General features: G+C 62.6%; 19 protein-coding genes. 9 read left to right on the top strand and 10 right to left on the bottom strand.

What is annotated here, in order from left to right; genetic code table 11:
- The first annotated feature begins 41 nt into the window (after window positions 1-41).
- Genes HJ536_RS15230 through HJ536_RS15240 form a run of 3 tightly spaced genes read left to right on the top strand, consistent with a single transcriptional unit; the run spans window position 42 to window position 2307 of the window.
- On the top strand, window positions 42-1184 hold the full coding sequence (locus tag HJ536_RS15230) for an acyl-CoA dehydrogenase family protein (RefSeq protein ID WP_177158359.1): 1143 nt from the start codon (window positions 42-44) through the stop codon (window positions 1182-1184).
- Window positions 1181-1624 carry a MaoC family dehydratase gene (locus tag HJ536_RS15235; protein ID WP_177158360.1) on the top strand — a complete coding sequence of 148 codons (444 nt, stop codon included), beginning with the start codon at window positions 1181-1183 and terminating at the stop codon, window positions 1622-1624. Before HJ536_RS15230 ends, HJ536_RS15235 begins: the two co-directional genes overlap by 4 nt.
- A 14-nt stretch (window positions 1625-1638) precedes the next feature.
- Complete coding sequence (locus HJ536_RS15240) at window positions 1639-2307, top strand: GntR family transcriptional regulator (protein ID WP_177158361.1); 669 nt, start codon at window positions 1639-1641, stop codon at window positions 2305-2307.
- A gap of 33 nt (window positions 2308-2340) precedes the next feature.
- Here the strand turns inward: HJ536_RS15240 and HJ536_RS15245 are convergent, their stop codons facing one another.
- The 5 genes from HJ536_RS15245 to HJ536_RS15265 form a co-directional block, all read right to left on the bottom strand.
- Window positions 2341-3375 (bottom strand): endonuclease/exonuclease/phosphatase family protein, encoded by a 1035-nt coding sequence (locus HJ536_RS15245; RefSeq protein WP_177158362.1) that lies wholly within the window; start codon window positions 3373-3375, stop codon window positions 2341-2343.
- A complete protein-coding gene (locus tag HJ536_RS15250; protein ID WP_177158363.1) occupies window positions 3372-4409 on the bottom strand; it encodes an ABC transporter ATP-binding protein in 1038 nt (345 codons plus the stop codon). The genes HJ536_RS15245 and HJ536_RS15250 overlap by 4 nt, the downstream gene beginning before the upstream one ends.
- A gap of 12 nt (window positions 4410-4421) precedes the next feature.
- Window positions 4422-5282, bottom strand: coding sequence for an ABC transporter permease subunit (locus HJ536_RS15255; protein ID WP_177158364.1), 861 nt, complete (start codon window positions 5280-5282; stop codon window positions 4422-4424).
- A 10-nt stretch (window positions 5283-5292) separates the two neighbouring features.
- The gene (locus HJ536_RS15260) at window positions 5293-6174 is read right to left on the bottom strand and encodes an ABC transporter permease subunit (protein ID WP_177158365.1); all 882 of its coding nucleotides are present in this window, start codon (window positions 6172-6174) and stop codon (window positions 5293-5295) included.
- 79 nt (window positions 6175-6253) lie between these two features.
- A complete protein-coding gene (locus tag HJ536_RS15265; protein WP_177158366.1) occupies window positions 6254-7555 on the bottom strand; it encodes an extracellular solute-binding protein in 1302 nt (433 codons plus the stop codon).
- A 243-nt stretch (window positions 7556-7798) separates the two neighbouring features.
- Here HJ536_RS15265 and HJ536_RS15270 point away from each other — a divergent pair, with 243 nt between their 5' ends.
- A complete protein-coding gene (locus HJ536_RS15270) occupies window positions 7799-8800 on the top strand; it encodes a LacI family DNA-binding transcriptional regulator (RefSeq protein WP_177158367.1) in 1002 nt (333 codons plus the stop codon).
- A gap of 4 nt (window positions 8801-8804) precedes the next feature.
- On the opposite strand, the gene HJ536_RS15275 is transcribed toward HJ536_RS15270, so the two are convergent.
- On the bottom strand, window positions 8805-10739 hold the full coding sequence (locus HJ536_RS15275; RefSeq protein ID WP_177158368.1) for a MacB family efflux pump subunit: 1935 nt from the start codon (window positions 10737-10739) through the stop codon (window positions 8805-8807).
- Between the two features lie 10 nt (window positions 10740-10749).
- The gene (locus HJ536_RS15280; RefSeq protein ID WP_177158369.1) at window positions 10750-11937 is read right to left on the bottom strand and encodes an efflux RND transporter periplasmic adaptor subunit; all 1188 of its coding nucleotides are present in this window, start codon (window positions 11935-11937) and stop codon (window positions 10750-10752) included.
- Between the two features lie 128 nt (window positions 11938-12065).
- Between HJ536_RS15280 and HJ536_RS15285 the strand changes: the two genes are divergently transcribed.
- The 4 genes from HJ536_RS15285 to HJ536_RS15300 all read left to right on the top strand — a co-directional run bounded on the left by HJ536_RS15285 (window position 12066) and on the right by HJ536_RS15300 (window position 15119).
- Window positions 12066-13115, top strand: coding sequence for a GlxA family transcriptional regulator (locus HJ536_RS15285; protein WP_228028740.1), 1050 nt, complete (start codon window positions 12066-12068; stop codon window positions 13113-13115).
- Between the two features lie 79 nt (window positions 13116-13194).
- Window positions 13195-13557, top strand: a complete 363-nt coding sequence (locus tag HJ536_RS15290; protein WP_177158370.1) for a glycine zipper family protein — start codon at window positions 13195-13197, stop codon at window positions 13555-13557.
- A gap of 75 nt (window positions 13558-13632) precedes the next feature.
- Window positions 13633-14490, top strand: coding sequence for an SDR family oxidoreductase (locus HJ536_RS15295; protein WP_177158371.1), 858 nt, complete (start codon window positions 13633-13635; stop codon window positions 14488-14490).
- The gene (locus HJ536_RS15300; protein ID WP_177158372.1) at window positions 14487-15119 is read left to right on the top strand and encodes a hypothetical protein; all 633 of its coding nucleotides are present in this window, start codon (window positions 14487-14489) and stop codon (window positions 15117-15119) included. Before HJ536_RS15295 ends, HJ536_RS15300 begins: the two co-directional genes overlap by 4 nt.
- Before the next feature lie 360 nt (window positions 15120-15479).
- On the opposite strand, the gene HJ536_RS15305 is transcribed toward HJ536_RS15300, so the two are convergent.
- Window positions 15480-17777, bottom strand: a complete 2298-nt coding sequence (locus tag HJ536_RS15305) for a xanthine dehydrogenase family protein molybdopterin-binding subunit (RefSeq protein ID WP_177158373.1) — start codon at window positions 17775-17777, stop codon at window positions 15480-15482.
- A gap of 126 nt (window positions 17778-17903) precedes the next feature.
- On the bottom strand, window positions 17904-18890 hold the full coding sequence (locus tag HJ536_RS15310) for a helix-turn-helix domain-containing protein (protein ID WP_177158374.1): 987 nt from the start codon (window positions 18888-18890) through the stop codon (window positions 17904-17906).
- A 138-nt stretch (window positions 18891-19028) separates the two neighbouring features.
- On the opposite strand from HJ536_RS15310, the gene HJ536_RS15315 reads away from it, so the two are divergent.
- Window positions 19029-20042 carry an alpha/beta hydrolase family protein gene (locus HJ536_RS15315; RefSeq protein ID WP_177158375.1) on the top strand — a complete coding sequence of 338 codons (1014 nt, stop codon included), beginning with the start codon at window positions 19029-19031 and terminating at the stop codon, window positions 20040-20042.
- Window positions 20043-20087: 45 nt separating this feature from the next.
- Here HJ536_RS15315 and HJ536_RS15320 read toward each other — a convergent pair whose 3' ends face one another.
- Complete coding sequence (locus HJ536_RS15320) at window positions 20088-20750, bottom strand: transmembrane anchor protein (RefSeq protein WP_228028741.1); 663 nt, start codon at window positions 20748-20750, stop codon at window positions 20088-20090.
- Window positions 20751-20761 lie beyond the last annotated feature (11 nt).

The following is a 20761-nucleotide window of genomic DNA, read 5'->3' on the forward strand; positions in this document are numbered from 1 at the left end:
CTTGATCGGATCGTATCAGTTTTCGGAATTTGGAGATCACATTGGATCAGTTCTACAGCGAAGAGCAGCGCATGGTGCGGGACACCGCGCGCAAGCTTTCGGAAAACGTGGTCGCCCCAGTGGCCGCCACCATCGACCGCGAGGATGAATTCCCCCGCGAAATCTACAACGCACTGGCTGAACAGGGTCTGTTCGGCGTTGCACTCAGCGAAGAGGCGGGCGGCGTGGGCCTTGACGCGATGGCCGCCTGCATCGTGATGGAGGAGATCGCGCGCGGCTCTGGCGCCGTTGGCAACGCGTTCGCGATTCCAGTCGAGGCCGCGATTTTCCTGGATCACCACGGATCAGAAACCACCAAGGTCTGGATCCCCGGCATCCTCGATGGCTCCGTCATTCCGGCCACTGCGGTCACTGAACCGGACACTGGATCTGACGTGGCGGCCATGAAAACAACGGCGATCCGCGATGGCGACGAGTATGTGATCAAGGGCACCAAAGCGTGGGTAACCTTTGGCCAGATTGCCGACGTGATCATGGTATTCGCGAAAACCGACCCCGATGCTGGCCACAAAGGCATCTCTTGTATCCTCGTGGAAACCGACCGCGCAGGCGTGATCAAAGGCAAGTCCGAAGACCTGCTGGGAATGCACGGTCTGGCCGAGTGCATGGTCACCTTTGACGAGGTCCGCGTGCCGGTCATCAACCTGATCGGCCCCGAAGGCGGCGCGTTCAAGATGGCCATGGGGAACTTCAACTTTGCCCGCTTGATGATGTCGTCGATGGCGTTGGGCATGGCGCAGGCCGCGATGGAAGACGCCATCACCTACGCCAACGACCGCAAGCAGTTCGGCAAGCCCATCTTTGAACACCAGGCGATCCAGTTCATGATCGCCGATATGGCCAAGGATATCTCGGCCGCCCGCCTGCTGATCCACCATGCGGCCAAGCTTTATGACGCGGGCCATTCCATCGCGATGGAGGCCGCGCAGGCCAAACTGTTCACCACCGATATGGCGCAGGTCCACATCTCGAACGCGCTGCAAATCCACGGCGGCAACGGCTATTCCCGCGAGTTCCGCATCGAGCGCCTGTTCCGCGATGTGCGACTCAGCCAGATCTACGAAGGCACCAACCAGATCCAGCGCATGATCATCGCGCGTCAGGTGCAGAAGGCTTACGCATGAACCTGTTTTACGAAGATGTGGTGGTCGGCACGACGTACACGACCGGAACGCACAAAATTTCAGCACAGGACATTGCAGATTTCTGTCGCCTGACGCGGGATCACCATCCCCTGCACACGGATGAGGCCTACGCGAAAAAGGCTGGGTTCCCCGGAATCATCGCACACGGACTCTATGGCCTGTCGTTGATGGAGGGGCTGAAGACCGAGTTGAGGCTCTATGAGGATACCTCGATCGCGTCGCTGGGCTGGAATGACGTGCGGTTCAAAACGCCGATTCTGGCGGGGGACGAGGTCTATGTGGAAATGGACTTCACCGCCAAGCGCGAGAGCAGCTCGCGCCCTGCGGGCGTTATCACCGAGGCCGTGCGCCTGTGTCGCAAAGACGGGACGATCCTGATCGACGCCGAACATATCTCCTTGATCCGCAAGGCGGGTTGATCAACATTCAGCGTATGGAAGACGAAGCAGATTTGCCAGCCGATAGTGCCGTAAATTCAGTGGATCAGGTGACCAACCTGATCCGCGAGGACATCCTTGCCGGTCGGGTCACCCCCGGCGAGCGCCTGAAAACCAGTGAACTGGCCAAGCGGCTGGGATTTTCGACCATGCCCCTGCGTGAGGCCCTGCGAAAGCTCGAGGGCGAAGGGCTGGTCAGTATTGAGCCCAACCGCGGCGCGACCGTGCGCAAGCTCGATAGCAGCTATGTCACCGACCTGTTCGAACTGAACACCGAGCTGCGCATCTTTGCCGTCCGCAGCGGGATGCGGAAGCTGACGCTGGAGCGGATCCGAGAGTTGGAGGCCTTGGCCGAGGATTATCGCAAGCAGATCGACTCGGGCAACGAAACCGAAGCGATCGAGAGCAACCGCCGCTTTAACGCCCGGATCATGGAGTTCGGCGGCAACCAAGAAGCCCTGCGCGTGTTCTTGCGCGGGTGGGACACGATTTTCGCCTTCCGCCGGAACTATGGATATGGTGCGGGTCGACGCAAAATTATGGCCGAAGAGATGACCCTGTTGATCGACGCCATGCGCCGTCAGGACATGTCCGCCGCCGAGGCGATCTTGCGGATGCAGAACGCCGCCGTGATGGACGACCTGATTTCCCGCATCAAGGCGTGACCCGAGGCCATTGATTGGCCTCGGTCTTTTCCCTTAGTCCCGATAGAAGCGCGCCACGATGGGATCGTGGTCCGACAGCGGCTGACCGGCCGCATCCAGCGCGGGGATCAGGTCTATATCCGTCCCGATCAGCCCTTTGTGGGCGAACCAGTCCAGCTTCATCTGGCGGTCGGGGTGGCGGGTGATCAGGCTGGGACGGGTGGTCATGCCTTCGGGGGTGGCATCCCAGCGATAGCCCTGCCCTTCCATCCAGTCGAACAGCCCCTCGCCCCGCCAGTCAAAGTCCGGCGGGCAATGGTTGCCCGTGTTCAGATCGCCGCCGATGATCACCGGCATATCGCCTGCGAAATCGGCCACGGCCTGACGGATCAGCTCCATCTGGCGCTGGCGGTGCTGGGGGCCGGAATTGCTTTCCAGATGGGTCGAGACCACGCAGATCGGGCCGCTTTCGGTGGGCACTTCGGCCAGCAGGGCCATGCGCCCGCCGATGCGGGGTTGCAGCGGGTCGGCCCCGAAATCAGAGGCAAACCAGTGGCCGTGATCATCCAGCCGCAGCAATGCCACGCGGGTCAGCGGGGCTTTGGACAGGATGGCGTTGCCGTGCCAGCCTTGGGCGTTGAAATCGTCGGTGCAGAATTCCAGTTCGGTCGGGCTGCCGAGGCCCATCTCAAAGAACTCGACACCATAGGCATAGGTCATCCCCAGCGCCTCGGCCATTTCGGCGGTGGTGTTGCGCTGGCCGGTGCGGGCCATGCCAAGGTCCATTTCGGACAGGAGTACCACATCTGCCCCTTGGGCGCGGACCAGATCGGCCGAGGCCTGCGGAAAGAGGCATCGCTCTAGGTTCCACGCCAGAACGCGGGGCGCAGCGGGCAGTTCGGTCAGGTCCGCAGACCCGCCGGTCTGGATCTGGTGCAGCGCGGGGGTTGCGGCCAGCAGGCCCCGATGCGCCTCGCTGGTGCGGGGGGCGTTCAGGATGCGCGCCTTTTCAGCCTCGGTGACTTTGGTCAGGGCGGCCACGGGCTGGCCCGACGCGCGGGCCAAGGGGAACGTGATGTCGAGGCTCATAGGCGCATTCCGCTTTCGACGTCGAACAGGGACACGGCGTTCGGCTTGACTGCGGCATAGATCGGGCCGGTGGTGACGGGGTGATCCTTGCCCACATGGATGGTGATGGCCTGATCCTGAAGGGTGCCGTGCAGCAGACGATGAGCACCCAATTCCTCGATCAGCGAGACGTTGATTTGCAGGGGGCCGGTGGTGTCGGGAACGATATCCTCGGGGCGGATGCCGACGGTTAGGGGGCGGTCCTGATCGTGGTGGTGCAGGTCATGGTCGCCCACACGTACACGCCCGCCAGCAGCGTGGCCGTTCAACAGGTTCATCGGCGGCGCGCCCATGAAGCTGGCGACAAAGGTCGATGCGGGGGAGTGGTAAACCTCGGACGGGGTGCCGATCTGCTCGATCACGCCGCCGTTCATGACGATGATGCGGTCGGCCATGGTCATCGCCTCGACCTGATCGTGAGTCACGTAGACCGAGGTCACACCAAGACGGCGCTGCAGGGCCTTGATCTCGATCCGCATCTGGTTGCGCAGTTTGGCATCGAGGTTCGACAGGGGTTCGTCGAACAGGAACAAGGACGGATCGCGGACGATCGCACGGCCCATGGCGACACGCTGGCGCTGGCCGCCAGACAGTTGGCTGGGCTTGCGGTCCAGATATTCAGTCAGGTTCAGCATGGTGGCTGCTTCCTGCACCTTGGCGGCGATCTGATCGGCGGGGATTTTGCGGTTCTTCAGCCCGTAGCCGATGTTTTTCGCCACGGTCATATGGGGGTAGAGCGCGTAGTTCTGGAACACCATCGCGATGTCCCGATCCGCCGGGTCCACGTCATTCACGACGCGGTCGCCGATGTTCAGCTCGCCCGAGCTGATATCCTCGAGCCCGGCGATCATCCGCAGCATGGTGGACTTGCCGCAGCCCGACGGGCCGACCAGCACCACGAATTCACCGTCATTGATGGCGAAACTGGCGGGTTTCACGGCCTCGAACCCGTTGGGATAGACTTTGCGGACGTTGTTCAGAGTAACCTGAGCCATGGGTAAAATTCCTTACTTGTCGGATTCCGTCAGACCTTTGACGAACCAACGCTGGAAGAAGATGACGATAAGAACCGGCGGCAGGATCGCGATGATCGACAAGAGGTTGGAGCGGCCGTATTCCGGCAGGTTAGTGCCTTCGTTCACTTGGGTGATCTGCTTGATGCCGCGGACCAGCGTGTACATGCCCTCGTCCGTGGTGATCATGGTGGGCCACAGGTACTGGTTCCAGCCATAGATGAACATGATGATGAACATCGCCGCGATCATGGTGCGCGACAGGGGCACCAGAATATCGACGAAGAACTTGATGGGACCGGCGCCGTCGATGCGGGCGGCCTCGACCAGCTCTTCGGGGATGGCGCGGAAGAACTGGCGAAAGAAGAACGTCGCCGTGGCCGAGGCGATCAGCGGGATGATCAGACCCTGATAGGTGTTCAGCATCCCCAGTTTCTGCACGATCTCATAGGAGGGCAGAATGCGGACCTCGAGCGGCAAAAGGAGCGTGGTGAAAATCACCCAGAAGGCCAGTGTGGCGAACCGCAGTCGGAAATAGACGATCGCATAGGCGGCCATCATCCCGACGACGATTTTGCCAATAGCGAACCCGAACCCGAGGATCATCGAGTTATACAGCATCCGCACGCCGGTATTCGCACCGGTAAAGCCGTCGGCCTTGAACATCGCCTTTTGGAAGTTCAGCGGCAGTTGGTCCCCGAACACCAATCCGGGGCCGTTTTTCATCGTGTGCACATCCGTGGTCGAGGCCATTTGCAGCAGCATCACCACGGGCAGGATCATCAGCAGCGCGCCCATGATCAGGATCGAATGGTCCAGAACTGCGGACCAGCGGAAGCGTTTTGAAACAGTCATCAGCGTGTCCTCAGGTATAGTGGATGCGGCGTTCGACCAGACGGAACTGGAAGACGGTCAGCGCCAGAACAAGGATCATCAGAACGACCGACTGTGCAGACGACCCGCCAAGGTCATTGCCGCGGAACCCGTCCACATAGACCTTGTAAACAAGGGTCATCGGGTTATTGCCGGGCTTGCCCTTTACGATTGTATCGATGATGCCAAAGGTGTCGAACAGCGCGTAGGTGATGTTGGTGATCAGCAGGAAAAACCCGGTGGGTGCCAAGAGCGGAAAGGTCACATCCCAGAACCGGCCAGAGGCCGAGCGGTTGTCGATCAGGGCCGCCTCGCGCACGGATTTGGGGATGGATTGCAGCCCCGACATGAAAAAGATGAAGTTCACCGGAAGCTGCTTCCAGACCGAGACGAAGATCATCGCGAACGCGGTGTCAAAGTAGTTGACCCCCAGACGGAAATCCCAGCCGAACAGGGCGACGAAATCCTTGATCGGGCCCCAGGACTGGTCAAACAGCACCAGCCCGATCACGCCCGCAACCGGCGGCGCAACCGCATAGGCCCACATCAACAGCGTGCGATAGGTCTTCGCACCGCGGATCACTTTGTCCGCCTTGACCGCCAAGAGCAGCGCGATCGACAGGGACAGGACCGTCACCAGAACCGTGAAAATCACCGTGAACCATGCCGACCGCATATAGGCGGCGGATTTGAACATGGCGGTATAGTTTTTCAGCCCGACGAAGTTTTCGCCAAAGCCAAAGGGGTCCTGCAGGAAAAACGAGGACCGGATCGCATGGAGCGCGGGCCAGTAGAAGAAAACGAAGATGATCGCGAGCTGTGGAACCAGAAACAGGATCGGCAGCCAACGGTGGGAAAAGCCAGCGCGTTTCATGCACCCTCCGATAAGGGAAAAACAAAGTCGGCGGCCGCTCAGGAGCAAGCGACCGCCGGGGATAATCCGGAAATCCGGATTAGTTCTGGGTCAGTGCAAAGCGTGCCAGCAGCTCGTTCGATTCAGTTTCGATGGTGCTGAAGGCGGCTTCGACGTCGGTCTCGTTCGACAGGATGCGGCCGAATTCACGGTTCATCACGTCGCGGATCTGGGGGTAGAAGCCCATGCGGTAGCCCTTGGTGTACTCACCTGCGGGCAGCGACAGCTGCTGGATGCCAACTTCGGCAGCGGGGAAACGGTCGTAGTGGCCGTCAGCCTTGGCCAGTTCGTAGGCCGCGGTGGTGATCGGAACATAACCGGTTTCTTTGTGCCACATGTACTGAACCTCGGGCGAGGTCAGGTACTGGAAGAACGCAGCGGTTGCTTTGTTTTCTTCTGCGGGGTGGCCGGCCATTGCGAACAGCGACGCGCCGCCGATGAAGGTCTGCTTGGGCTCGGTGGTGATTTCTTCCCAGTAGGGCAGATAGGTGGCCGAGAATTCGAAGGGCAGGTCTTTTTTCATCAGACCGCCGAACGAACCCGACGAACCCAGCCAGATCGCGACTTTGCCTTCTTCGAAGGGCGCCTGGTTGTCATCCCACGATGCGCCGTACCATGCGTAGAAACCTTCGTCCTGCCATTCTTTGACGTTGGTCCAGTGCATCTTCAGCTCGGGGCTGTTGACCAGGATCTTGGTGTCGGTGCCGGTGTAGCCGTTGTCATTGGTCGCGAAGGGCAGGTTGTGACGCGACACGAAGTTCTCGACAAAGATCCAGGGCGAGTGCGACTGCGCCAGCGGGATGTAGCCGGCTTCTTTCAGCGCGGGGGCGGTGACGGTCTCGAACTCTTCCCAGGTTTTGGGGGCTTCGACACCGGCTTTGGCCAGCGCGTCGGTGTTGAAGTACATGATGGGCGAGGACGAGTTGAACGGCATGCCGATCATTTTGCCTTCTGCATCCGCGTAGAAGTAGCGCACGCCCGAGATGTAGTCATTGATGTCGAAGTTGACGCCGTTCTCGGTCAGCAGGTCCTGAACGGGGATGGTCGCGCCTTTGGCACCGATGACGGTCGCTGCGCCAGCGTCGAACACCTGCATGATGTTGGGCTGCTCGCCCGCGCGGAAGGCTGCGATGCCTGCGGTCAGGGTCTCTTCGTAGGAGCCTTTGAAGACGGGGGTGATTTTGTAGTCCGACTGGCTGGCGTTGAAGTCGGTTGCGATCTGGTTAACGGTTTCGCCAAGGGCACCGCCCATTGCGTGCCACCAGGTGATTTCGGTTTCGGCGAAGGCGGTGTTGGCGGCCAGGATCAGGGCGGCCGTCGAAACGAACGAGAAACGGATCATTGTAGTGCTCCACACTATTTGCCCAACGGGCAGAGATGACTAAGCCCGCGAAAACGCGGCGAAAGACGGCGTTTGCGGACCGGAAACCGCACCGCAAAAGTTCTTTGCGACGCTGGGATGATTCCGGTTGCGCCACCTATGAACACGTGTTCACATAGCGGCAGGATGTAACGACTAAGTGTCAGTCGAGTGTCACTTTGGTTAAATTGACTTTCCGGTCAAAACGGGGCTTCGGGAATTCGGATGACAGACGCGCAGGAACGAAATCGGCGGGTGACCGCAGCGGATGTAGCGCGCGCGGCAGGGGTGTCACGGTCGGCGGTCTCTCGGGCGTTTACCCCCGAGGCCTATCTGGACGCGGACAAACGTCGGGCGATTTTACAGGTCGCGGACGAATTGGGGTATCGGCCCAACGCGATCGGGGCCGCATTGCAGGGGGCTTCGTCGAATCTGGTCGCGATTGTGGTGGGGGATACCCCTAGCCCCTTTGACAAAGAGGTCGCGACCGCGCTGGCCGCCGGCCTGAACGCGGCTGGCAAATATCCGATCATGATTGGCGGCAGTCAGGCAGTGTCGCGGGCGGCGGTGTCGGACGTGCTGCGCTATCCCTTGGACGCGATGATCCTGCGCACGGGCAGTCTGTCGCCGGATTTCGCGGATGCCTGCGGGAAACTGGGGATACCGCTGATTTCCTCGGGGCGGATTATGGACCGTCCGCTGGTCGATAACGTCTGCGTCCAGAACGAAGCGGGCATGGAGATGATCACGGACCTGCTGCTGTCTCGGGGGCGCAAGGCCTTTGGGTTCATCGGGGGGCCGTCGGGGTTTGGTTCAGCGGGTCGGCGCCGCGCTGGGATGATGCAATCCCTTGCCAAGGCGGGGCTGGACCTGACCGCCGAAGTCACCGGCGACTACACCGTCGAAAGTGGCTTTCGGGCGGTCGAGGCGCTGCTGTCCCAAGCCCCCGTTGACGCGATCCTATGTGCCAATGACGCCATGGCGATCGGCGCGATCAGTGGGCTGCGGCAGCGTGGCCTGCGGGTGCCTGAGGATGTGGCCGTTACCGGCTTTGACGATGTCGAGATGGCCGGTTGGCCGGAATATCGTCTGACCACCGTTCGCAATCCGATCAACGATATGGTCGCCGCGATTGTTGACCTGCTAGAGGCGCGCATCAACGCGCCCCGCAAGGCGGGCGAAACGCGCTGGCTGACGCCCGAGGTCATCCTGCGCGAAACGCACTAGGCCCCTACTCGCGCGTCAAGGCCACCACTGGGTCCAGCCGGGCGGCGGACCGCGCGGGCAGATAGCCGAACACCACCCCGATCATCATCGCGGATGCGAAGGCCGCCCCGATGGTGCCCACGGAATAAACCAGCCGCGTATCGGGCGAGATCACGCCCATCAACGCGCCGAACCCGAAGGCCAGCGCCACCCCCAGCGCCCCGCCGACCAGACAGACCAGCACGGCCTCGATCAGGAATTGCTCGGTGATGTCGGACCGGCGGGCACCCACGGCTTTGCGGATGCCGATTTCGCGGGTGCGCTCGGTCACCGAGACAAGCATGATGTTCATCACCCCGATCCCGCCGACGACCAGACTGATCACCGCAATCGCCGAAATCAGATAGGTCAGCGTTTTCGAGGTCGACTGGATCGTTTCGCGGATCGTGTCGGTGTTGGTCAGGAAAAAGTCCACCGTCCCGTGGCGGCGGGTCAGAATGCGTGTGATTTCCTGCTCGGCCTGCGTCATGTCGTAATCGTCTGGCACCTGGACCGAGATGGAATCCACCGTCTCGCCCCCAGTGATGCGGACCATAGCGGTGCTCCACGGGGTGAAGATGCGGATGGATTGCGGCCCGAAACTGGTGCCCGAGGATTTCACCACCCCGATCACTTTCAAGGGGATGCGACCGATCAGAACCCGCTGACCGATGGGGTTTTCATTGGCGAAAAAGGTGTCTGCGGCATCCTCGTCCAGCACGGCGACTTGGGCGCGGGTTTCAACATCGGCTTGGGTAAAGGTCGCCCCTTCGACCAGCGAATAGGCCCCCAATTGGAAGTAACCGGACGACACCCCCTTTAGCTGGGCCGAGGCCGTGGTCGCCCCGTGAATGACGTTCGCGGTCGTCGAGACCTCGGGCGAGACGGACGCGGCAAAGGGCTGCCCCTCTAGCGCGTCGGCATCGCTGCCCACCAGCGTCTGAACGCGGTTGGACCGCCGGTCGCCAAAGCCTGTGCCGGGCCGGATGTCGATGGTGGACGTTCCGATATTGGTGATGTTTTCCAATACCTTCTGCTGGCTGCCATTCCCCAGCGCGACCATCGACACCACCGAGGTGATCCCGATGATAATCCCCAGCATCGTCAAAAAGGATCGCAGCTTATGGGCGGCCATCGACCACAGTGCCATGCGCGTGGCCTCTCGGAACCGGTCAAGGGACGCCCCTATCCCCGTGCCTGTCGGCGGGGTTTTGGAAATACGGCGGGGTTCGGGGGCGGGCCCTTTTCGGGTGTCTTTGGTGATCGCACCGTCCGAGATTTCGACCACACGGTCGGCGCTGGCAGCAATTGTCGGGTCGTGGGTCACGATAATCACCGTGTGCCCTTCGGCGTGGAGTTCGCGCAGCAAGGCCATTAACTCGGCGCTGGACTGGGTGTCCAGAGCGCCCGTGGGTTCGTCCGCCAGAATGACCTCGCCGCCATTGATCAGCGCCCGCGCCACCGAAACGCGCTGCTGCTGGCCGCCAGACAGGGCCCCGGGCCGGTTCCCCAGACGGTCCCCCAGCCCCAGCCGCGTCAACAGCTTGCGCGCTCTCTGACGGCGGGCACGGCGGGGATCGCCGCGATAGATCGCAGGGATTTCCACGTTCCCGACCGCATCCAGATCTGGCATCAGCTGATAGCGCTGGAAGATAAATCCAAAGTGGTCGCGCCGCAGTTCGGCCAGCTCCAGATCGCTCATGGCGGCCACGTCCTGCCCGTCAAAGCGGTAGCTGCCACGGCTTGGCCGGTCCAGACATCCAAGGATGTTCATCAGCGTCGACTTGCCCGAGCCAGATTGCCCGATGATCGCGACCATCTCGCCAGCCTCGATCGACAGATCGACACCGTCCAGCACGGTGACCTCTTGGTCCCCTGCGGTGAAACTGCGCCCAAGCCCTGTGATTTCAATCAGCGCCATAGCCGTGCCCTCAGAACCCCATGCCCGGAGGCGGCCCGCCCGCGCCCATCTGGGCCGACGGCACATCCACCGGCAGGCCCGCCGCAGCCACCACCTGATCGCCGTCCTCTAACCCCGAGAGGATCTGCACATCGGTCGCGCCCCTGACGCCGACCTCGACCATGCGCCGGGCTGGTTTGCCGCTGGCGTCCATCACCGGCAGGGCATAGCGCCCGTCCGCTTCGGCCCGTTCCGGCAGCGCGGACAAGGGCAGCGTTACCGCGTCTTTTACGCTGTCCAGCACCACGGTCACGTTGGCCGACATGCCGATCCGTAAAATCCGGTCGGGATTATCAACAATAAAGCGGGCGTTGTAATAGATGGCCTCGTCGGTAGACACCTCGTCGCTGTCCGCGATGGACGAAGGCGCGGGTTCGACCGCGTCCAGCACCGCGTCATATTCCACGTCCGTCGCCCCCAGCAGCGAAAAGCGCACCGCTTGGCCCGCGTGGACATTCACCACGTCTGCCTCGGAAATCTCGGCCTTGATCTCCATCCGGTCCAGAGCGGCCAGTTTCACAATCGTCGGAGACTCGGTCGAGGCGTTCAGGGTCGTCCCCTCGTCGCTAACCACGGCCACCACGGTGCCATCCATAGGCGCGGTGATGCGGGTGCGGTCCAGATCCAGTTGGGCGGCGGCAACCTCGACCTCGGCGCGGGATTTCTGGGCGGCCAGACTGTCCGCAGCCGCCCGCGCCACCGCCAGAGCCGCCTCGGCGCTGTCCAGATCATCGGCTGTGCTCAGCTTGCTGCCCGACAGCTTGCTGATCCGCGCAAGGTTCAACTCGGCCAGCTTGATCTCGGCCGCGTTCGAGGCGATCTCTGCCTCGATCTGCGCCAAGTCGGCCTCGGCCTGTTTCAGGGCGTTCTGCTGTTCGAGCGAGTCAATCTGCGCGATCAGCGCGCCAGAGGTCACCTCATCCCCGACCTTGACCAGCAACTCCTCGATCTGCCCCGAAGTCCGCGCCCCCACGGAAACAAGGCTCTCTGCCTCGATCAATCCGGTTGCCAGAACGGTGCTTTCCACATCCCCGCGACCCGCCGAAACGGTTGCAGGCAGGGCGGCAGTCGCTTCGGTGCCCTTGTCGTAATACACCCACGCCGCACCTGCCGCGCCCGCGAGCAGCAGCGCCGTGACCAATAGGGTCCGCTTCGACATGGTATACCTCCGGTTTAGGGTCCGTCGCTGGTTATACGCATGGGTTGGGGCGTTCCGTCCCTGAGCTGGCAGAAATGGTGGGGTCTTTGTCCTAACCGTCCTCGCGGGTTTCGGGCTAGTGTCGGACCATGACACGGAACCCCACATATCAGACAGGCATACGCGACCGCAGCGTGGTCATGGTCACCTACCCCGAGGCGCATATCCTCGATGTGGTTGGCCCGCTCGAAGTGCTGAACGGTACGCGCTACTTCTTGCCCGACGGGCCGGAGCCCTATCGCGTGACGGTGGTAGCGCCGCAGGCGGGGCCGGTGCGGATGGCGTCGGGGCTCAGCCTTCATGCGCACCGCTCGATCGTCGAGGCAGCCACGGATACGTCCGAGATCGACACCTTGATCATCAGCGGTGGACACGGGACCAGCGCCGCGCTCGGGAATGCCGAACTGCTGGACTATGTCCGCCATGCTGCGCAGCGGGCGCGGCGCGTGGTCTCCATTTGCACCGGCGCGATGATCTTGGCCAAGGTCGGGCTGCTGGATGGGCGGCGGGCCACGACCCATTGGTGGTGGTGCCCCATTCTGGAGCAGCGCCATCCCGCGGTGCAGGTGGACCGCGACGCGATCTATGTGCGCGACGGGAATATCTGGTCCTCGGCCGGTGTGACGGCGGGCATGGATCTGGCGCTGGCCCTGGTCGAGATGGACTGGGGCCACGCCATCGCCCTCGAGGTCGCGCGGTTTAACGTGATGTACATGATCCGCCCCGGCGGGCAGTCCCAGTTCAGCGCATACCTCGTGGCGCAGCGGGCCGAGGATCCGGCGATCAACGCCTCGCTCGAATATATCATGGGCGCGCCTTCCGATCCGCTGACAGTCACCGCGCTGGCGGCCAAGGCCGGCCTGTCCGAGCGCACCTTTGCCCGCCGATTCAAGGATGAAACCGGTCTGACCCCCGCCGCCTATGTCGAGCGGGCGCGCATTCAGGCGGCCCGCGTCGCACTGGAAACAACGCCCAAAGGCATCGAGGAAATCGCCTATGCCACCGGTTTCCAAAGCGCCGAACGGATGCGCCGTGCCTTTCAGCGACACTTGGGGGTGTCGGCCTCGGACTATCGCGACCGGTTTCGGGAAGTGCGGGCCGATGACGCCCTGATCCGTGACGGGCCGGACCACCCCTAACCCACTGACTTTACCTCAACCCTCCAGAAGACCGCGCCTGCGCGATCCCTAACCTATTGTCTAAACACAGGAAAACATCATGAAATCGCTTTACCTTACTGCTCTTCTTCCCGTTCTTCTGGCCGCTTGTGGCGACAGCGGGGCGAACTATACCCCGATCCTTGATGGCGCGCCCTCGCCCGCGTTTCAGAGCGATCTGTCCGCCTGTCAGGCGCTGGCCCGCAACCAGACCCAATTCGATCAAGAGACGATTGGCGCGACCGCTTTGGGCGCGGGGGCCGGTGCCCTCCTGGGAGAGGCCGATGACGACAGCACCGCGGCCGATGGCGCCATCGCTGGCGCCCTCGCCGGAGGGATCGCCAGCGCGGTGAATGCCAGCGAGCGGCGCGAAAGCATCGTGATCGAGTGTCTGCGGGGGCGTGGTCACCGCGTGGTTGGTTAATTGCCGACTGCGCCCTTGGGTCGCCGCGTTTTCGAGCGGCGGCCCCGCTAGGGTGACCACAAGAATGAGGTTGATATGAAAACGGTCTTTGTCGCCGGTGCAACCGGCTATCTGGGGCGCCATCTGTGCCGCGCCTATCGCGAACGTGGCTGGCGGGTCCATGCCTTGGTGCGGAGCAAATCCCGCCCTGACCTGCCCCTTGCCGATCTGCATATTCAGGCCGAGGCCACCCGCCCCGAGACCCTGACAGGCGTGATGGCGGGGGCTGATCTGGTGATTTCGGCCCTTGGCATCACGCGCCAGCGGGATGGGCTGACCTACCACGATGTGGACTATCAGGCCAACCTGAACCTGCTGCAAGAGGCCCTGCACGCGGGCGTTCCCCATTTCGCCTATGTCCATGTGCTGAACGCAGATCGGATGCCAGAAGTGCCTCTGGTCGCCGCGAAATCTGCCTTTGTCCGCGCACTTCAGGGGGCTGCGATCCGGTCGACGGTGATAGCGCCGTCTGGCTATTTCTCTGATATGGGGGACTTTTTCGCGATGTCCGAGGCGGGGCGCGTCTGGCTGTTCGGGGATGGCAAGCTGCGGATCAACCCGATCCACGGGGCCGATCTGGCCCTTGCTAGCGCCGAGGCGATTGATGCGGGCCGCGACTGGATCGATATCGGGGGACCCGATGTGCTGAGCCATACGGAACTGGCGCAAACCGCCTTTGCCGCGTTGCGCCAACCTGCCCGCATCACGCGCCTGCCCGATTGGCTGCGCCGCGCCGCGCTGACCGTGGTGCCGTATGTCATGCCCTCCCATATCAGCGGGCCCACGCAGTTTTTCCTGACGGCGATGGGGCAGGACATGGTGGGCGAGCAGCACGGCACCCGCCACCTGAGCGACCATTTCGCGGCCCTTGCCGCAGGGGAGCAGCCGTCTTGACCCTGACCAAGATTGGCGGCATCGCCGCCCTGACCTGCGCCGCGACCTATGTGGTGGGGTTCGCGCTGCTGCTCACTGTTTTGGCCCCGTTGGGCTACGGCAGTGCGGATATTGATGCGGCCAAAGTGGTCGCCTTCATTCACGCGGCGCCGGGCGTGCTGATTGCGTGGAACAGCGTGATCTATCTGGTGAACGGGCTGTCTTTGGCCGTGCTGGTTATGGCGTTGGCCCGCTGGCGGTCGGGGGATGCTGCTGCCGTGGCCCAAGGGATAGGGCTGATCTGGGCCGCCTTGGTCATCGGGGCGGGGATGATCGCCAATGTCGCTGTCGAGCGTGCGGCGTCTCTGTATCCTGCCGACCCAGCGGGGGCAGCAGACCTGTGGGCGACTTTGCACGCGGTTGAATTGGGTCTTGGCGGCGGGAACGAAATAGCCGGTGGTGCCTGGATCGCGCTGGTTAGCGGGACTGGCCTGCCCCGCTCTATTGCGGCTTTGGGGCTGCTGACGGGCGTATCGGGGCTGGCGACGGTGGTGCCGATGATGGGCGACACGGCGGGCGCGGCCTTTGGCCTTGGGGCGATTGTCTGGTTTCTGGCGGTGGGGCTGACGCTACTGCGTGGCGGGAAATAAAAAAGGCGACACACAAGGGAGGAGGAGATGTGTGCCGCCTGTATTTCCAAGATGATGTCAGGGAGGAGGAGAGACATCATCTACCTCTAGAAGATGCCCGACTCTGACCGAAGGGACAAGAATTAATGCTGCGGTGCAGCTTTGCGCCCGCAGAAACGGTCGTATTGATGCAGAATGGCCACAGGTTAAAGGATGTGTCGCAGCAACCTGTGCGTCCATAAGTGCACGGAATTGATTTGAAATTCACTAAATCGCCCATTAATTCAGCAAAAACATGCGGATTTGGGGTTTCTTATCCAGCGCCATGAATTGCGCAGCAAAAAGGGGGCCGATCGCCCCCTTTGGCCGATGGAATCGCCCTTATTCTGCGGCGATGTCGCTCTGATTCAGCATGTCCCACACCCGCATCGGCGTGAGCGGCATGTCGACCCGAGTCACCCCGCGTGACCACAGGGCGTCCTGCACAGCGTTCGCCACGGCGGCCAAGGCGCCAACGGTTCCAGCCTCGCCACAGCCTTTCATGCCCATGGGGTTGCCGGTCGAGGGGACCGCGCGGGTGCTGAACCCGATCCAAGGGCAATCCGCAGCCCGAGGCATCGCATAGTCCATAAAGCTGGCCGTCAGCAGCTGGCCATCGGCGTCATAAACGACTCGCTCTGACAGCGCCTGCCCGATCCCTTGGGCGACGCCGCCATGCACCTGACCTTCGGCCAGTAGCGGGTTGATCAGGTTGCCGAAGTCATCCACCACCGTGTAGCGATCCACAGAGGTCACGCCGGTTTCGGGGTCAATCTCGACCTCGGCCACGTGCGCGCCGTTGGGATAGCTGCGGGCGTCCAGCGTTGTGCGGGCCTCGTGGACCAACAGGTCGGTCCGCCCATCGGCGCGGGCCATATCGGCCAGCTCCAGCATGGTGGGGGCTAGGTTCGAGCCATCCTTGCGGAACCGCTCGTCATCGAACTGGACATCGGCGGGGTCAAAGCCCTCTTTCTCGGCCCAATAGGCGCTGAAGGCTTCGATCATGCGGGTGGCCGTGGCCAAGGTCGCCGTATTCTGCGTGGTCACCGAACGCGATCCGCCTGTGCCGCCGCCCGTGGCGATCAGATCGCTGTCCCCCTGGATCACTGTGATCCGGTCCACGGGTATGCCGGTCTGGTCGCTCAGGAACTGGGCATAGACCGTCTCGTGGCCCTGCCCGTTCGATTGAGTGCCCACATAGATGCTGGCGGTGCCATCCTCGTTGAACACCACCTTGGCCGTCTCGGACGGATCGCCAAGGATGCTTTCGATGTAATAGCACAGTCCCATGCCGCGCAGTTTGCCTGCGGCTTCGCTGGCCGCTTTGCGGGCGGGGAAACCGGCCAGATCGGCCTCTTGGCCCGCGGCATCCAGCACCATCCCGAAATCACCCACATCATAGGTTTCTCCGGTGGCCGAGACATAGGGGAAGGCATCCTTGGCAATGAAATTGATGCGCCGCAGTTCCCAAGGATCAACCCCCAGCTCACGGGCGGCGCGGTCCATGCAACGCTCCAGCAGATAGATCGCCTCGGGGCGGCCCGCGCCGCGATAGGCATCCACCTGCGTGGTGTTGGTGTAATAGCCTTCGACGTTCAGCCAGACGGTTTGCACGTCATAGGTGCCCGTCAGAACCTTGGCAAAGAGGGCGGCCTGAATCATTTGCCCGTTTTCCGAGTTATAGGCCCCCAGATTGCACCGAGTCCGCACGCGATAGGCGATCAGCTTGTTCCCAGCGTCAAAGGCCAGATCGGCCACCGATACCAAGTCGCGCCCCGCGTTGTCCGACAGCATGGATTCCGTCCGTTCGGCCATCCAGTGCACTGGTCGCCCCAAGGCACGGGCCGCCTGCGCCACCGCGAAATATTCGGGGTAACCCATGGCCTTCATGCCGAAGCCGCCACCAACATCTGGGTTGGTCACGCGGATCTGTTCTGGGGCCAGCGCCATTGCCTTGGACAGGTCGCGCTTCATGTTCCACACGCCTTGGCCGTTGAACGCAAAGTGCAGGCGGGTGCCGTCCCATTCGGCAAAGCAGCCGCGCGGTTCCATCGAGTTCACGATGATGCGGTTATCCTCGACCTCCAGCGTGACGACTTTGGCGGCGCTTTGGATGGCGGCTTCGGTCGCCGCCTCGTCGCCCGTGGCCCAATCAAAGGCGCGGTTGTCGGGGGCCTCGGGGTGGATCAGTGGACCGCCAGGCGCATAGTCCAATGACGCAGGCAGTTCGTCATAGTCCAGCACCACCCGTTCGGCGGCATCGCGGGCCTGCTGCACCGTGTCCGCAACGATGATCGCGACAGGCTCTCCGACAAAGCGCAAACGATCCTTGGCCAGCATCGGGCGAACGGGCGCGGCGGCACGGCTGCCATCGCGGTTCTTGGCCACCATTCCGCGCATCGAGATATCCATGCCAGCGGCTTCCAGATCGGCGGCGGTCAGGACGGCGCGCACCCCATCGGCCGCGGCGGCATCGCTGACATCCAGACCGGTGATCTGCCCGTGGGCCACGGGGCTGCGCACAAACACAGCGCGCAGGGCGCCTTCGGGGGCGATGTCATCCACATAGCGCCCCTCTCCGGTCAGAAAGCGCAGATCTTCGCGGCGTGTGACCGACTGGCTTTTCCCGAACTTTTCCATACGCCTGCTCTCCCCCTTATGCGGCCCTGTTTCCAGATGTGCAGAGTAGGCGCGGTTTCGCATCTGTCCAGCCCCGTGGCCGCACCGGATGCGCGATACGCCTGTGCGCGAAAGTGGGGTCGGGCGTCAGGTGGACTGCGATTTCAACCAGTCGCTGGGGCTGGCGCCAGACACCCGCAGAAACTCGCGGTTGAAGTTGGATTTGGTGTTGAAGCCCGCGCTCAGCATCGCCTCGGTCACGGATTTGCCGGCGATCAGGGCGGACTGGGCCTCGGCAATCCGTGCGGCGTTCACATAGCGCGAGACGTTTTCGCCTGTGGCTCTATTGATCGTGCTGGACAGGGTCTTGGCCGGGACACGCAGTTTGCGGGCTAGTTGGGCGAGCGTCAGGTCGGCGTTCAGATAGGGCTTTTCCTGCGCCATCAGAGTGGTCACGCGGTGCCACAGCTCTGGGTCCGGGTCCTCTTTTGCGGGTTCGGGCTCTGGCGCGGGGGGCTCTTCGGTCCGGATATAGGGGGACAGGCTGAGCATCCCGATCAGTAGCAGGTTACCCACCGAAAACACCGAGATGATCCATGGCCGCAGATGCTGCCAGCCCTGAATTTGCGCCGCCACGATCAGCACATCACTGATGGCCGAGGCGGTCAGCGCCGCGCCGATCACCACCCAGACCCGCGTAGGCATGTTGCCATGCCCAAGTTGCATCAAGGGCTGCGCGTCGGTCCCGCGCAGGGCGTGGATCAGGATCGCCAGCCCATAGCCGACAAAGGCACAGGGCAGCAGCAAGTCCACCAGCGCGGGCGCCACCGCCAGCACCAGCAGGGCCGCCAGAGGGACAACCCCGTGGATCAGGTCCTTGGGGGACATGCGGCGCACGGCGGTCGATTGATAGGCCAGCCACGCCAGACCGGGGATCATCGCTGCCGTCACCGGTTGCACGGGCAGCAGCCACTTGACCCCGTAATGTTGCGCCAGCGCGATGATCATCGCCTGCGCTGCGCAAACCATCAGCAGCAGTGCCAGCATCGAGACTTGCTGGCGTTCCTGCCACAGACGCAGGGCGGCAAAACTCAGGACGATCGAGACGAAAACGGGAATGGGAAAGGCCGGCATCGGGAAATGAACTCTGGGGTAATGACCCCTCGATAGGCCTAAATCGCGATTTTGGCGACCTAAATCCGGAAAAAGGACGCCAGCGCCCTCGGTTAGGGCCCAGTTGGTGGCATCCACACCATCAACGGGACCAACATTATGAAGACCATCCTTTGCACCATCGCCCTTGCAACCGCCGCCAACTGTGCCTCGGCCGAGGGAGCTGGTTTGCGGATCAGTGAACTGCCCCTGCCCCATCACGACAAGCCCGCCCGCGTGGCGATCTGGTATCCCGCCGAAGGCACCGGCGAGACGACCACCTATGCAGACAGTCCCGTTTTCGTCGGCGTTCCAGTCCGGCAGGACGCGGCGATCGCGGCAGGCGAACATCCCGTGGTCCTGTTCAGCCACGGGATCGGCGGCACCGACCGCGCTCAGGCTTGGTTGGGATCGGAATTGGCCAAACGTGGGGCCGTCGTCATCATGGTGAACCACCCCAACTCGACTTGGGGTGATTTCGACATGTCCCAAGGGGTCAAGCACTGGACCCGCGCGCAGGACCTCTCTGCCGCTTTGGACAGTGTCAGCGCGGCCCCCGAGTTTGCCAACCAACTGGACCTTGGCCACGTCATGGCAGCGGGGTTTTCCTATGGCGGTTGGACGGCGCTGACCTTGGGTGGGTTAATCGGCAACCACGCGGGGTTTGTCCAGACCTGCGAGGATCAGCGCGCCACGATGGAGGCGTGCGACATGCTGCTGTCGGACAAAGTGCAAATGCAGGCAGTCGATCCGGCCCTGTGGAACGCGGATTACTCTGATCCCCGTGTCACGCAGGTGGCGGCCATTGATCCGGGATTTGTCTGGGGTCTGAACGCGAAAAATGCGGAGGGGCTGGTCGGGGATGTCCAACTGATCGGCTTCGGGGACGCGCAAACGCGGATGTCGGCGACCAACTTTGAGGACAGCGGGCTGGCAGGGCTGCTGCCCGATGCAACGGTGGTTCAGATGCCTTCGGCGATCCACTTCACGGCCATGCCCGTCTGCACGCCCCAAGGTGAGGCGATCCTGAAAGAAGAGCAGGATGATCCCGTCTGCACCGACCCCGAGGGCACGGACCGCGCCGAAATCCATGCTGAGATTGTGGATGCACTTGCGCAGCAACTTGGCCTGTAACAGGCAGCGGATCGGGGGCGCGTTTCAAGGCGCCCCCTGAAAACCTTAGGGGGTCAGCAACCGCTCATAATCCCCGCGAACATGCAGGGTGAAGGTCACGTCTTGGTCGGTGCGATTGCGCCAGTACCAGCCGTGGTTCCCGTCAAAGGCGGCGGTCAGAACGCCCGATTGGCCGGGCTGGTTGCGGCCCTGTTCATAGCTGATCTCGCCGCCGCCGTCCCCGTGCATGTCATAGTTGAGCAGCCCGCCATTCGCCGTCCACTCAAAGGTCGCCTGCTGGCCTTCGGTCATTTTCAGCTTGGCCTCGATGCTGTCCTCTGGCTCCAGCGTGAAGCTCCAGGTGTCGTGCCATTCCGAAGCCTCGGCTGGCGCGACATTTTCAGTCACAGCAACGCCGCCACTCGCAACCAGCGCGGCCAGTTGGGCTTCGATCGCGTCGAGCCGATTCAGGATTTGCGGATCGGTCACGGGCTTGGTCTTTTCGGCCTCTGCCTCGGCATAAAGACCCTGCTTGATCTCTCCCATTTTGGTCAGGCCCATGGTGCGGCCAAGGCCGGTCGGGTCGATGCCGTATTCGGCGGGCAGCCAGAACACCGTCAGGATCACCCCCGCCGCAACAGCCGCGCCAAGGGTAGCGCGGATCAGGCTGCCGCCCGAGGCATTTACGCCGCGAATATGGCCGGAGGCATCGAATTGGGTCTTGGTCATCGTCTTGTCCT

Origin of the sequence: Donghicola mangrovi (genome assembly GCF_013377535.1) — a bacterium.
GTDB classification, from domain to species: Bacteria; Pseudomonadota; Alphaproteobacteria; order Rhodobacterales; family Rhodobacteraceae; genus Donghicola; species Donghicola mangrovi.